17 protein-coding genes are annotated in these 14,522 nt (G+C 34.6%); 1 reads left to right on the forward strand and 16 read right to left on the reverse strand.

The features are described from left to right. The first annotated feature begins 490 nt into the window (after window positions 1–490). Window positions 491–571, forward strand: a complete 81-nt coding sequence (locus tag ADJ83_RS26835; RefSeq protein WP_311226016.1) for a hypothetical protein — start codon at window positions 491–493, stop codon at window positions 569–571. Between the two features lie 842 nt (window positions 572–1,413). Here ADJ83_RS26835 and ADJ83_RS10910 read toward each other — a convergent pair. The 16 genes from ADJ83_RS10910 to ADJ83_RS10990 form a co-directional block, all read right to left on the reverse strand. After that, window positions 1,414–2,814: a HAMP domain-containing sensor histidine kinase gene (locus tag ADJ83_RS10910; RefSeq protein WP_031539319.1), complete on the reverse strand. Its 1,401-nt coding sequence runs from the start codon at window positions 2,812–2,814 to the stop codon at window positions 1,414–1,416. Further along, window positions 2,811–3,491: a response regulator transcription factor gene (locus ADJ83_RS10915; protein WP_031539320.1), complete on the reverse strand. Its 681-nt coding sequence runs from the start codon at window positions 3,489–3,491 to the stop codon at window positions 2,811–2,813. The genes ADJ83_RS10910 and ADJ83_RS10915 overlap by 4 nt, the downstream gene beginning before the upstream one ends. Before the next feature lie 189 nt (window positions 3,492–3,680). Then, complete coding sequence (locus ADJ83_RS10920) at window positions 3,681–4,349, reverse strand: PepSY domain-containing protein (RefSeq protein ID WP_031539321.1); 669 nt, start codon at window positions 4,347–4,349, stop codon at window positions 3,681–3,683. 270 nt (window positions 4,350–4,619) lie between these two features. Then, window positions 4,620–5,006 (reverse strand): response regulator transcription factor, encoded by a 387-nt coding sequence (locus tag ADJ83_RS10925; RefSeq protein ID WP_160314256.1) that lies wholly within the window; start codon window positions 5,004–5,006, stop codon window positions 4,620–4,622. Window positions 5,007–5,144: 138 nt separating this feature from the next. After that, window positions 5,145–5,339: an aspartyl-phosphate phosphatase Spo0E family protein gene (locus ADJ83_RS10930; protein ID WP_031539323.1), complete on the reverse strand. Its 195-nt coding sequence runs from the start codon at window positions 5,337–5,339 to the stop codon at window positions 5,145–5,147. A gap of 3 nt (window positions 5,340–5,342) precedes the next feature. Beyond that, entirely contained in the window at window positions 5,343–5,888 is a 546-nt protein-coding gene (locus ADJ83_RS10935; protein ID WP_031539324.1) for a hypothetical protein, read from the reverse strand. A gap of 1 nt (window position 5,889) precedes the next feature. Then, complete coding sequence (locus ADJ83_RS10940) at window positions 5,890–6,645, reverse strand: ABC transporter permease (protein WP_031539326.1); 756 nt, start codon at window positions 6,643–6,645, stop codon at window positions 5,890–5,892. Then, a complete protein-coding gene (locus tag ADJ83_RS10945) occupies window positions 6,645–7,403 on the reverse strand; it encodes an ABC transporter ATP-binding protein (protein ID WP_048717766.1) in 759 nt (252 codons plus the stop codon). The genes ADJ83_RS10940 and ADJ83_RS10945 overlap by 1 nt, the downstream gene beginning before the upstream one ends. Window positions 7,404–7,576: 173 nt before the next feature. Then, the gene (locus tag ADJ83_RS10950) at window positions 7,577–8,392 is read right to left on the reverse strand and encodes an undecaprenyl-diphosphate phosphatase (RefSeq protein WP_048717768.1); all 816 of its coding nucleotides are present in this window, start codon (window positions 8,390–8,392) and stop codon (window positions 7,577–7,579) included. Window positions 8,393–8,416: 24 nt separating this feature from the next. Further along, on the reverse strand, window positions 8,417–9,034 hold the full coding sequence (locus ADJ83_RS10955) for a DedA family protein (RefSeq protein ID WP_031539329.1): 618 nt from the start codon (window positions 9,032–9,034) through the stop codon (window positions 8,417–8,419). Between the two features lie 52 nt (window positions 9,035–9,086). Then, window positions 9,087–9,740, reverse strand: a complete 654-nt coding sequence (locus tag ADJ83_RS10960; RefSeq protein WP_031539330.1) for a phosphatase PAP2 family protein — start codon at window positions 9,738–9,740, stop codon at window positions 9,087–9,089. A 177-nt stretch (window positions 9,741–9,917) separates the two neighbouring features. Further along, a complete protein-coding gene (locus ADJ83_RS10965) occupies window positions 9,918–10,793 on the reverse strand; it encodes a GGDEF domain-containing protein (RefSeq protein WP_031539332.1) in 876 nt (291 codons plus the stop codon). 251 nt (window positions 10,794–11,044) lie between these two features. Then, entirely contained in the window at window positions 11,045–11,545 is a 501-nt protein-coding gene (locus ADJ83_RS10970) for a hypothetical protein (protein ID WP_031539334.1), read from the reverse strand. 1 nt (window position 11,546) lies between these two features. Further along, window positions 11,547–11,792: a hypothetical protein gene (locus ADJ83_RS10975; RefSeq protein ID WP_031539336.1), complete on the reverse strand. Its 246-nt coding sequence runs from the start codon at window positions 11,790–11,792 to the stop codon at window positions 11,547–11,549. A 577-nt stretch (window positions 11,793–12,369) separates the two neighbouring features. Beyond that, window positions 12,370–13,173 (reverse strand): ExeA family protein, encoded by an 804-nt coding sequence (locus ADJ83_RS10985; RefSeq protein WP_031538280.1) that lies wholly within the window; start codon window positions 13,171–13,173, stop codon window positions 12,370–12,372. After that, window positions 13,166–14,428, reverse strand: a complete 1,263-nt coding sequence (locus tag ADJ83_RS10990; protein WP_031538279.1) for a DDE-type integrase/transposase/recombinase — start codon at window positions 14,426–14,428, stop codon at window positions 13,166–13,168. The genes ADJ83_RS10985 and ADJ83_RS10990 overlap by 8 nt, the downstream gene beginning before the upstream one ends. Between the last annotated feature and the right edge of the window lie 94 nt (window positions 14,429–14,522).

The following is a 14,522-nucleotide window of genomic DNA, read 5'->3' on the forward strand; positions in this document are numbered from 1 at the left end:
TGTTAAATTAGAATAAAGTTTGCAGAAGCGAGGAATCACGTTCACCCCTTGCCACATATGACTTCAAAGGCATTACCCAACTTTTTTAATGAGAATAAAGTTTGCTCAAAGATTTGCCCGTTTTCAGCAGAAAAGTAATTCTAAAAATAAAAAAGATAAGAATAAAGTTTGCTTAAACATAGTGGAGAGATCACCATCTAGAGGAGTGACCAAAACCCAATTAGGGCACCTAACGGTGCCCCCTGTACCATAACCGATTCTTGCCTTCTAATGAGGTGCCTATGCAATTGTACTTTTTAAATTTGTTGGAATTGCCGAAATTGGTGGAGGGGGATCTTAATTGGCTATGGTTAAGAGAAGATAAGCCATTAATGGGGTGTTTTCGGAGGAGTTGACTTGGCGTAATAAGGTGGTAATTACTACATTTCGAGCATTCCCATGCGGAGTATATGCTGCTATGGAGGAGTCCTTCCGTATTTGAGGATGGGGTATACCTTATTTATACGATTGGATAGATGCTGGTATCTGTTTAGTGGGTGTTTCAGTAATGATATTCGCACCTCGCCAATAAATGAGGTATCGAAGATACCTTTAACCCATCGGCCTCATACATAGCACCTTACGGTTTCTCATATACCACCGTCAATCCCATACTTTCCACGTTACCCATACATAATTATTTATTTTTATTATTATTTATTTTTTTATGGGCGAGTGCTTAAGTCTGAAGCATGGTGTACCTTCATGGACGTGGACTTCTCTTGAAAGAGGAAGCACTCTACTATACCTTGCGGTTTCCCCTGTACCACCGCCATTCCCATACTTACCTCGTGGCCCATACCTATTTATTTATATATATTTATTTTTAAGGGCGAGGACCTTGCTTGGGGCTTGTTACACGTTACTGGACGTGCGCTTCCCTTGAAAGATGAGGCACACTACTATATCTTACGGTTTCCCCTGTACCACCGTCATTCCCCATACTTACCACTTGACCTCTGCCTAATTATTTATATATTTATTTTTTTATGGGCGATGACCTATACGGTATTACCCAGCCCGTAAGTGTCACCTTGTCCCTCTCGAAAACCCTTTGGTAGCCCACAATAAACATAAAAAAGCCTCGTGAATATACCCATACTCTGGATACACCCACGAGACTTTAAGCAAACTTTTTTCTTCTTAAGCAGACTTTTTTCTCATTCTGCAAACTTTATTTTTATTTAACATAGATACAAACAATAGTTATGCCGTCTAAAAATTTATTAGCCTTTAAGTATAACCTAAGAAGAGGATAAGTTAATCTCTATTAGGGCAAGACGTTATTCATTATATAAAGTCCGTTAACTTTAAAATAAAAGACCACAATTCTGCGTAAAGAATCGATACATTTTGATAAAAGTTCACTCCTTATCAACCTAGTGGTAAAGTAATCTGAACCTTTGTCCATTTCCCATACACACTATCGATTTCTAAAGTTCCTTGATAAATATCCAGTATCCTTTTTGCAATCGATAGTCCTAGCCCATTCCCACCATGTTTTCTACTTCTTGCTTTATCCACACGATAAAAGCGATTGAGTACAAAAGGTAACTCTTCTTTCGGGATACCTACTCCATAATCTTTTACCTCAATCGTCAATTCCTTGTCCGTATGTCTTACATTAATCTGTATGACCTTTTCATCTGTTGAATATTTAGTGGCATTGTCTAATAAAATGATCATGATTTGTTCAAGGTGGCTCTTCAGTATTTTTATAGTAAAATCCGTATCAATATCTATAGTGGAGGATATTTTAAAATCATTATTTATTGTTTGAAAGTTTTCAACAATATCTTGCATAATTTCCTTCATTTTGACTTCTTCCAATGAGTTCATATTTGTAGTGGATTCTTCTGCTCTTGAGAGAGTCAATAATTCCGAAACTAGGTGAATAAGTCTGTTGGTTTCATTTAAACTTAAATCAATTGAGCGTTCCAAAACTTTTGGATTATCCTTCCCCCAACGATTGATAAGCGATAAATGTCCATGTATGATGGACAACGGTGTTTTTAATTCATGAGAGGCATCCTCTACAAATTGTTGTTGCTGCTGAAATGACTTTTCTAAGTTATCCATTAATTCATTAAACATAATTCCTAACTCTGTCATTTCATCTCGTTGCTTGTTAATTAGAACCCTTTCATTCAGCCCAGTCTCTTTTATTCTTTTCATTGTTTTTATCATTGAATTAATAGGTTTTAGTAGTTGAAAGGAAATAAGTCTGCCGCCGATTAAACTAAGGAGAATAGCAGCGAATCCTGTTACGATAACTAACATAAATATTTGGTTAATCAAACTATCAAAGTTCTCTAAATTACGCACTATTTCTACTGTTCCTTTAAAGTCGTTTACTTCGATTGGCCTCCTATATATCAACAAACGATCACCTTTTGGCGAAAATTCCACTAGTTCTTCTTTTGTCACATTTTTCGGAGATACCCACCCTTGTGGAACCTCGTCTGATATCGTAAATAATGGAGAATTGTTTTCCCTCACGATCCTTATCAGTTGATACTTTTCATTCAGAACGTCTAAATAGTGTTCACTCTCCGAAACATTCCCTCTAAAATTTGAATCTTGAATGTACGCGGTTACTTCATTCATCTTTTTTTGAATGGTTCGTGTTTCTTGATCAACTACCCAGTTCTGAATGATAAAATACTGTAAAATATTATAAGAAAGAAATAAAATAAGCATTAAAAGGGCAGCCCATAAAGTTAATTTCCATTTTATATTAATGCTTTTGGGAATTAAATCCTTTAATTTCCTCATTCTCTCATCACATACCCCATCCCTCTCATCGTTTGAATATAACTTTCTTTATCTACAGAATCTAGTTTATTTCGAAGGTGTCTTACATAAACATCGACTACATTTGTTTCAATTTCTGCATCATATCCCCAAATATTTTCTAGAAGAACCTCCCTTGTTAAGACTCGGTTAATATTTTTCATAAACATAAACAATAAGTCATATTCCTTTTTTGTTAATTCGATCAATTGCTCGCCTTTTTTTAATAACCTTGATTCAATATTTAACTCTAAATCTTTAAATGTTAAAAGTAGGGTAGGCAAATCTTTTCGTTTTTCTTCTCTTCTCACAATTACTCTAATTCTCGCCAGTAATTCTTCAATCGCAAATGGCTTTGGGATATAATCATCAGCGCCACTATCCAGCCCTAATACCCGGTCCATCACACTGTCCCTTGCTGTTATCATAATAATCGGAATATCCTTCACTGCTTTTAGTCTTCGGCAAACCTCGATACCGTTTAACTTTGGTAGCATTAAATCCAAAAGGATAACATCCCAATTTTTTTCTAATGCAAGTTCAAGCCCCTCTCTTCCATCATATGCAGCACTTACATTGTAGCCTTCATGCGTTAACTCAAGTACTATAAATTCCGATAATGCTTCTTCATCTTCAATCACTAAAATATCCAAATTTATGACCTCCAAATGATCCCTTATCTATTTTGTAATACTTTCAGGATTTAATTAAAATGACAGTATTATCTTAAACCAAAAATAAATGTTATGATACAAAATACATTTAATTGAAAGTAGTACACTTGCTTGTATGAAATGAATAGGTCCTACTTGCACAAGCAAGTAGGACCCTATTTTGAATTTACTTAATTACTCTTGTTCACTATTACTTTCTGAATCATTTTCATCATCTACGTCAACTTTTAAGACTTTACCTGTTTTGGCGTCTACTTTTACATCGTGTTTCTTTCCTTGAGCGTCTGTTATTTCAACACCATAAACAACCGTTCCATCTTCATCTTCAAGTTCAGTATCTGTTACTTGACCGTTTACTTCTTTTAATGCAATAGTTTTACTTTCTTCAGCCGAAATTTTGGCTTCCTTTTCTAATTGTTGTTGCTCCTGCTTATCGGAAACTTCACTATCTTTATCTTCTTTTTCTTCCTTATTAGCCTTTTCATTTTCGTCATCGGCCTCTACTTTTAAAACCTTTCCTGTTTTGGCGTCTACTTTTACATCATGGTTCTTTCCTTGATCGTCAGTAACCTCTACACCATAAACAATCGTCCCATCTTCATCCTCAAGTTCTGTCTTCGCTGCTTTTCCTGCAACCTCTTTTAACGCTGCTGAAATGGCTTCTTCCTTAGTGATTGTTGCTTCTTTTGCCAATTGTTGCTGCTCTTGTTGATCCGTTACCTCTACTTTACTATTACTACTATCTGCACTTGCTGCAAATACCGAGGTATTTAGAGCAGTCCCTGCTATTCCTCCTCCAATAATTGCTGCTGCCAATGCTGGTACTATAAACTTTTTCTTCATTTGTCTTCCTCCTCATATTATTAACTGTGGTACATCCTTATCTTAAGTCTCTACCATGAAGTAAATCTGAATTGAATTTAAAATTTGGTTAACCTTTACATGAAAAAATTTTCATTTTAATAGGTTTATTATGTGAATACCTTTTCCGTAATTACTTGATTGATTATTATATCCAATTTTTGACCCATGGCACTTGACTTCATTATCTTTTAAGAAAGGTTGGGATAGTGGAAAAATAGTAACATACAACCAACATTCATTTACAGGACTTCAAATAGTATCATTCCGATTTCTACGCTCAATTCCTCTTATTATTGCTCTCATTCTTGCCAATAGTTCCTCAAAATGAAAAACACTTGGTAAAAGATAATCCACACCACTATCTAACGCTATAATTTGATCTATTGCATTATCTTGTGAATTAATCATTATAATGGGAGTATTACTTTCGGCACGAATTTGCTTACACACTTCAATTCCTTTTAAACTTGGAAGCATTAAAAAAATAAGGTTAGTATTTTCATCTAAAGCCTTTGTCAAGCCATCTCTACCCTCCACGGTAACTTCAACCTCATATTTTTCACTTTCTAATGTTAGTCGTATATCTTCAGATGAATTTATCTCATCCGCTATAATTAGAATCTTTTTCATTGCCATTTCCTCAACAAATCTCCCAATTATCATAATGTCAAAAGGAAATAATACCTTCTCCATGTTGTTAAGTAATTAATCATTCTGAATTAACTCTTAATAGAATTTAAAATTAAATTAACCATTACATGGAAAAATTTTCATTTAAACAACTTTATTATTTGAATGATTTCTCTTCATTACTTGATTGATCATTATGTCCAACTCTTGACTAATAAACAATGCCTCTTTACTTCTTAATCCATATTTCAACACTATATTATTTAACTCTTGTTGTTTTTCTGCCATCAATTTTTCAATATCCTGTCTTAGTAAAAATAAGTCTTTTTCCAAAACCATATATTATTCCTTACGCAATTTTTTCCTTCTATTTTTCGCAAAATTCACTCCCACAAAAGCCAAAATAATAAGCGGTGTTCCTATTGAAACAACTTGTATAATCGTCGGATCAATCTTTGTGTTACCCATAATTTCAATAGGGATTCCATTACTTGAATAAATATCTAAACTATGAGCACTAGCGGCCGTTACATATAGATAATAATTGCTGGTATATACAAAACGAATGGGCAGTGAAATTTCCTTTGATTCCCCCGGTTTTAATTCCTTAATTTGTTCCGGTTTATCTGCACTATAGTCTTCTAAATTAACCGTCCACTTTTTGCCCATATCAGCCATTGTGATATAAACGACTAAATCTTTTATAGATTGGTTGGTATGGTTTGTAACTTGTGCTTTAACTGTTGTTTCTTTTCCCGGATAATCTTTAACCTGATTAGGAGAGATTACTTTTACCTCAACATTTGGTTGTTCCATAGCAAAAGCATTTTGCCCGGTTACTACTAATCCCAAAAGTATTGCTAGAATAATTCCTGCCTTTTTTAACAAATTACTCCCCTCCTAAAAAGTCCATTTTTTTACTTGCATAGTATAAACAAATGATGGATATTATCAAGAAACACAAAACAGGTAAACTATCCATAAAGATAGTGGAAACGCTAAGTTTATTTACTAACCAATCCTTTAAAGACAGCATACTGGCCGAAACAGGACTCAATGAATCAACTAAATGAGCAAATCCTGACTTTTTCATCGTGGTTGATAGAAACATAGGTATAGCCGTCACCAAAAATAAGACGATCGACAATAGTGTTGCATTTTTACTTGACGATATCCACGAAGAAAATGCTAATGCCAGTAATGAAAAACTAATAACCAATGGCAATCCGATTAGATATAAATAGGCTAAAATTGTAAATAGCATATTTGTTCCATATGACAGGGCATAGAAGTAAGGGATAGATATCATTGAGATGATTAGCCAAAACACCAAAATTCCTGCTACTTTAGAAAGGATTATTTTCACCTTTGATAAAGGAGTTAATAAAAGGCTTTCCAAGGTCCCTTGTTCCCTTTCACCAGAAACCATTGTTGACCCTAATATGATGGATAATAAAATACTTATCCCAATTAATGCTTTCATAAATGTCATATTCACTTCGACTTGTGCGAGCAAACTTAGTTCTTTCACTGAAATGAAACTATAGGTAAGACCACTAAATAGAATAGCAATTGCAAAAAAGATCCAAACTCCTTTACGGGATAATACATGTTCCCTTATTTCCTTTTTTATTAGACTGGACATTAGATGCTCCCCCCAACTTCATCAGATGTTAGACTAAAGAATATATCCTCTAATGTAGGATTCTCATTTTTTAGGACTAAACGATACCCTGTTATTAATTCGTCTAAGTATCCTTCTTCAAGCAGTTTCCCTTGTTTTACAATGGCGACGCGATTACAGATTTCCGATATTTCTTTTAATAGATGTGATGTGATAAAAACAGTAACATTCTGTTCTTGATTTAATCTTGTAATAATCGATTGTATATCCTTTTGCCCTTGTGGGTCCAAACCTAACGTAGGTTCATCAAGAAAGATAATAGAGGGCTCATGTACAATGGTTTTCGCAATACCGATCCGTTGCCTCATCCCCCGTGAATATTGTCCAATTAGAATATCTGCCTTCCCGGCCATGCCTACCCACTCAAGAACCTCTTCAACCCTTGACTTAACCCTTTTCTTGTCAACACCATAAAGTTCGGCAAATAATTTTAAATACTCTCTTCCAGTCATCCAATTGTAGTAACCATGAGATTCCGGCAGTACTCCAATTAATTTACTTACCGATGCGTTTTCATGTTTAACTTCTTTTCCTTCAATAGTTACAGACCCATCACTAGGTTCTATTAGCCCATTTAACATTCGGATAGTCGTCGTTTTCCCGGCACCATTCGGCCCTAAAAATCCGTATATATCCCCTTTATTTACTTGAAGATTCAAAGAATCAACAGCCACAAAACCATTGTCGTATTGTTTAGTTAAATTTGTTGCTTTAATCATTTCAAATCCTCCTTATCGTCCACTTTTTCAGTACATATTTAATATAAAGAATGACTATGAACTGTTCCCGAAAATAAAAATAATACAACTTAAAATTTCAATGAAAATTTTTTCATAATCAACAAAATAAAAAAACTCCAACATTAAAGTGGAGTAGAAATAAAAGAATTTATTTATCCTAAAATAATGACTGCAATTCCAACTACAAAACAATAAATTGAAAAGTAACCAAGTTTCCCCTTTTGCATAATATTAATGAACCACTTTAACGAAAAATAGGAAGCAACTAAAGAAGCAATAAAGGCTAGTGTATATGGAAGAAAGAGTTCTCCCATTCTAGGGTCGTGGATTAAATCGGAAAGCGATAAAACCATCCCTCCTACACTAACTGGAATATAGAGAAAAAAGGAAAATTTTAGTGCTGTTTCTCGTTTCATACCTAAAGCCATAGCCGATACAATAGTTGAACCTGAACGACTGATACCCGGTATTAATGCCACAGCCTGAGATAATCCAATAATAATAGAATCCTTGAAAGTTAATTCGCCATCACCTTTACTACCCTTTAGATTTCTGATTAGCCAAAGTGCAATACCCGTTAATATTAAAGTGAAGCCAATAACCCTTATGCCTTTAAATATGGTTGCTATCTGGTCTTGAAATAAGACTCCAATAATTCCTGCAGGAATAGTACCAATAATAAGATAAAGGACAAAATAAAAGTCTTTCTTCATACTTTCGGTTTTATCTGAAACAACTAAATAGGATACACTATTCTTTGTTAACTGTATTAAATCAGAGCGGTAGATAAACAACACAGCAAGCAATGATGCGAAATTGACCAACACCTCAAAACTTAATCCGGAAATTTCTAAGCCGAAAAAATGCTCGAATAAAACTAAATGCCCACTTGAGGAGACAGGAATTGGCTCTGTTATCCCCTGAATTAGTCCAAAAAATAAGTATTTTAATAGTTCAATTACATTCACTGTATCCACGTACTAACACTCCTATCAGTCGCTGTTCTTTTTTGTTTTCTTTTTAACATAAATCACCACTAAAATAATGAACAGCACGACCAAGATTGCATAGGCGATGTTCGAATAAATATTCATATAATTGACAATATCATGCCATGAAGAGCCGACTGCAGCACCAACTTTAATCAGGACAACATTCCAAATCATTGTTCCCACTGTAGTAAGAAGGAAAAACAGCCAAAAATTCATACGCGCCATACCTGCTGGGATAGATATTAAACTTCTGATCAGAGGTATAAATCTACAAAAGAAAACAGTCCAAACTCCATACCGATCAAACCATGACTGTGCCTTATAAATATCTTTTCTGGTAAGCCGTAAAATGTGCCCCCATTTGTCCACAATTTTTTCAAGTCGATTTACATTAATCAACATTCCAATTGCATATAGTATAACAGCGCCCGCTACTGAACCTGCAGTTGAGGCAACAACTACCCCTAGTACACCCATATTTGTGGTTGTTGTCATAAAGCCGCCAAAAGTTAGTATGACCTCAGATGGGATGGGGGGAAATATATTTTCTAACATAATTAAGAGAAATATCCCCATGTAACCATAACTATTCATTATTTCTGTAATCCAATTTTCCATATAAACTCTCCTTTGCTATCCTTTCATAAATAAATCAATAAAAAACTTGTTCTTATAGAGAATTTTTTTCATATTTTTTCTCTTTATACCTTTGGAAGAACCAAATGGCAACAGTTAGCCATATTGCACTAGCAAAGTATCCTCCGATAATATCGCTCGGATAATGTACCCCTAGATAAATGCGGCTAGTACCGATTATGAGAATGAGTAAACTGCTAAATAAAACAAATATAGATCGCCCAAAGCGATTCGGAATATGCCTCCAAAAAATAAATGTCAAAATACCATAAACGGTAAAAGCACTCATTGCATGTCCACTTGGAAAACTATACCCACCAACATCAATCAACAAATGAAAGTCTGGTCGAGCCCGATGGAAAAATATTTTTAAAACCTGATTTATCACTTGTGTTCCTATAATGACCGTTCCTAACAAAAGAACTTCGGCCCGGGATCTCAATACAATATATAAAATAAAGGATACTATAAGAAATAAAACCAATACCACAGGAAACGAACCGATAAACGTAAAAAATTTCATGATTGAAGTCAATGTTTGTGATTCAAAACCTTGAATAAAGGAAATCAATGTTTGATCAAATTGAACAATTTTCTGAGCGCTAATTAGTAACGCTATAAAACTAAAACCAATTAGTGAAACAAACCCTATGAGAAAAGCACATAATAAATGCCCTTTTAATTTCATTTAGTTAAGTCCTACTTTCATTTATCAATAAAATGATATCTTGGAAACATATAATAAAGAGTAACAATAAAGAATGAAAATTTAAGGATTGAATGATTAAAAAAATTTAATGTTTGTATTTATTATTAACTCAAAATAAAAAGGAGTTTTATCTCCTTTAATAAATACAGTATAAGGTTAAGCAAATTGGAAATTATTTTTACCTTTCAGTTTAGCGAGATACATGGCTTTATCAGCACTTTTTATTATCTCCTGATAAATCACACCATTTTCAGGGTAAAAACTAATGCCAATACTAGGGGAAACACTAGATTCCATCCCTTCCAATGTGAATGAATCAGACATTTCGTTAATTATTCTTTCCGCCACATTTCTACATTCCTCTTTATCTATATCCTTCAAAACAATAATAAATTCATCTCCTGCTAATCGAAAAACGACGTCATGTTTTCGCACACTTCTATTCAGTCTCTCAGCAACTTGTATTAATAAAGAATCGCCAATAGCGTGTCCAAAAGTGTCATTGACTTCCTTAAATCGATCTAAGTCTAAAAACATAACAGAAAACTTTTTGTTGTATTTCTCACTATTCTTTATTACCTGATTAATATAGTCCTCCAACATTAATCGATTGGGTAAACCTGTAAGGTGGTCCATATGCGCCAGTTTTCCCAACTTTTCATTTAATATTTGTAGTTCTTTCCTATGTTGATTTATCTTTACCAAATAGATAGTGGTAAGTATAGTTACAGAAACTTTCACCAGATTTACGATAATAATCATTTCAAATTCTTCTTTGGATATTAACTCACCCCTTCTAATAAACTCATATACTTCCCAAATAATGTGGATAAGTGAAGATACACCAAGTATTGTAATACCTAATTTAGGACCAAACCTAAATAAGACAATGAGAATTGAAGGGAAACTTAAGAACCAATAACTGCTATAGAAATGTATTGGTACAAACTTTTCCAAAATAATAGGAAGAATTAAAAAGAATATAACAGGAATCCAAAACATTGTATTCATATTTTTTTGGGTAATCTTCATTTTGTCACCTCAAGAATATTAAATCCTCCAAAATATATCATTAAATAATGAAATAAATAGTATGCCATGATTAAAAAAATTTTATAATCAGGTATTGCTCTAGTATTTACTTCTATAAAAGCAATACAATTTTACATAAAAAGTCCCGTGAATATCCCCCATACTCTGGATACAAACCACGAGACTCATTGCAAACCTTAATTTTATTTTGACATTGTTTACTCTACTGGTGCTATAAGGGAAAGTCAATTTCAGGCGTAAACATTGGAATCACTCCCGATTAAAGGTTCAAAGTGTTTAAGAAGTTTCATTATATTCTTCTGAAGGCACTTATCAATTGTTCTTTCTTTTATCGCTTGTTTGTAAGCGTTAATTTTTTCAATATCGTTAAAGCAATCTTTATTTAAATCATAAAAGTCAGTTGGAGTTCTTTCGCTTATTGTACAACGTCCTTGATTTAAGTAAAGATTAACAATCACTATGTTAAATTGTCTTTCAATAAAGTACCTCATAATATCTTCATCAAAAAGTGTTAATACATCATGAATGATAACATTTTTAATACCTTGAGATTCCAAATCATTTAAATAATTCCGTAAAGTATGTCTATGATTACTGTACTCTAATTTACTTCTAACGAAAATCCCTTTCAACATTGCAGCGTTGCACTTCAAAACATATTCATAATCTAACAATTCCTTGTTATCACTAGGTTTGATATGCATAAAATATCCAGCATTCTTTAATTCCATATTATCGACCTCCTTCTGAAAAGACGACATATTTCTTTAACACTTCAATTCCAATTTCAAAATCTCTATCACTTTTAAAGGTAGATGGTAATTCCCCTATTATTTTTTTAACGATTTTCTGGAATTGAAATTCTGCACATAAGTCCATTACCCGTTGACTATTAATAATAAATTCAATCATTTTGTTTTCATTCGGAATAAATGTCAAATAAATCTTACCTTCGTAATCAGTATTGTATCTTTCCATTATTAGATCTCCTCCTCTAAATAGTTGAATGATTGCTTTTTTAATTTCTAAAGTGTCTGTTCCCGTCTTGTTACTACAATAGATAGTTACCACTCTTCGTAATCACCATCTATGTAAAGGCCCATTGGCAAAACATATTGTGCTTTCACCTCAATACAATCTGGATGGACAATATAGTGTAAACGAGCACAATATTTCAGATACTCTTTTCCACATTAATCCGGGAGGAAATCTGAAATAATGTGCTATTTTTTTCACTTTATTTCGGAATGTGCAAAATCTTGTTCAAATTATTCCGTCTTAAATTCAGGAAAAGAAAACCCCTAAAAAGGGGCATCAACTGGCATATAATCCTGTTTTTTTATTCGAATTTTGTACACCTCGTAAGTGTGGAGTACAAACCTTACTTCGTGTTCCAGAGTTACGAACCAATCAAAATCTTTCTCCAAGTATGCATGGAGATACCTGTTTTGGACCCGTATCTCAAATGCATAACCCTGGTCTATCCAGTGGGGCTGATGTCCTAACCATACTCTCCATTCTTGAAGATGGTGGTCAAATACTAATATTCCACGCCTCATGATAAGCCATTATCCTCTATAGCTAACCTGACAATTTCCTCATCAATCAGTTCTTTCTTTAGTTGAGAGCCAAATAATAAACTGTTAATCGTTAATGTATTAATAACCCGTGGCCAACCTTGAGACCGTGATGCGATAGCTTCTACCGCGGTTTCTGTAAAGATGGTCATCTTCGCTCCTGCTAACTTCATATGATGATGAATATAATGGGAAACTTCCTCTCTGGATAATGGCTGAATCTCATATTTCATAATCATTCTCTGTGATAGTGGACGATGATGATTTAATGCTAATCGAGTCTTTAAATGTGGTAAGCCAGCTAAAACTAGGATAAATGGATTGGTTGAGTCCATATGAAAGTTAAATAATAGTGCTATATCCTGCAAAAAAGCATCTTTTGCCATATGCATTTCATCTAAAATGAAAACAGGTGTGATCTTACGTTCCCCTGCCATTCGCTCAATGCCTTGTTGAATTTGCCTAAAGAGATCGACTTTACGGAACTTCGGTTCCTCCCCTAAGCCATATACTAACCCACGGTAAAAATCCATTACACCACCAGTTGAAAGGGGAAAATAGACTACGTGATATAAAGAAGGGTTTAATGACTCCTTAAAAGACCGTAAGGTAAACGTTTTTCCTGCGCCAGGATCCCCAATAAGAAGACCCATTCCCTTCGATTTCTGTAAATAATTTAATGCGTTTAAAGCCCCTTGATAATCAGTGGAAGGAAACGCATCCGAAGGGCGTATATCTTTCGAAAATGGTGCTTGAGCTAAAGAGTAAATGGATTTATACATGGTCTTGTTCCCCTTTCACTTCAGCTGTTTGAGATAATGAAAATGGCGAGCGAGCCCGTTTTACATGCGCATTATCCTTCATGGATACAGGAATTGCTTCAGCGACTTTCTTATCATCCTCAAAGATATAGACACCATTTTCGTCTAGTCTCACATCGATAGAATGACCGATAAAACGGGAAGGTACTTCGTAGAGCTCTTTATTTAACGTAATCGTCCCATCAGCCTTTACTTTCCGGTGTTCTCGTTTCAAGAAGATGGTCTCAAGAATAGACAAATCCTCCAAAAATGTTATATCCTTTAGTTGAGATTGAAACACTTCATGGGGCGTTTTACCCTCTAAAGAGGCATGAACTCTTCGGTGATAATCTTTCTCTAACCAGCTCCAGAATCGTTCATTTAACTCTTCTAGTGAATGAGCTGGATCGGCTTGTAATAACGGATAAAACCGTGTTTGAATCGTTTTAAACAACCTTTCTACCTTCCCTTTTGCACGGGGATCATACGGCTGCGTGTGAGCTAAAGTAATTCCGAGTTGGGCACAAGCATATTGAAGCGTTTCAGATCGATAGATCTTACCGTTGTCCGCATAAATGATGGTAGGTTTCCCTCTGCGAATTAAAGCCTCTTTCGTGACTACTCTTAATCCATCAAACTTCTCTGACGAGAAGAACTGTGCATACGGCACAAGACGAGAACAGTCATCAATATAGGCAATTAAAAATGTCTTTGTCTTTTTTCCATTAACGGGTACATAAGGTCCATGGGATAAATCAGCCTGCCACAACACATTCACCTTTTCGTGAGCGAACCGTTTTCTTTCTGGTATCGCCACCATTTGTTTTCCTACAAGGTTGTGTTTTTTTAATAATCGAATTATAGTAGAGTAAGATATTTGGTTTTTTTGTATCTCTCCACGCTCGATTAGTTGTTCGTAGAAAACACTAACCGGCATATGGGGAGATTTTTTTCGTATTTCAAGGACAAGATCTTGGTCATCAGGGGATAGTCTTCGAGAATTCCCTCGATCCAAGCGCTTCTTGGGCTTTAATGCTTCAAATCCATTTCTTCGATAATGAAGAAGCCACTCTTTCATTGTTTTCTCTGCAATTTTCCTTTCTCCATAATGGGGGACAGAATGAACCTTTCCCTCCATTCCATTTAAATATTCCTTCGAATCAACTTGCCCATTCAATAGGGGGGCTATTAGGCCATACCGAAATAGGGCCACTTGTTCACGCTCTTTTTCATTCATGGAATCTTCCTCCTTTTTCATAGAAGGACGACCGGTCATCCATGGTTATTATTCTACTTTTTTCGATATTTTCTGACTATGAAAAAGGTATGTG

Origin of the sequence: Bacillus sp. 522_BSPC, from assembly GCF_001076885.1 — a bacterium.
GTDB classification, from domain to species: domain Bacteria; phylum Bacillota; class Bacilli; order Bacillales; family Cytobacillaceae; genus Niallia; species Niallia hominis.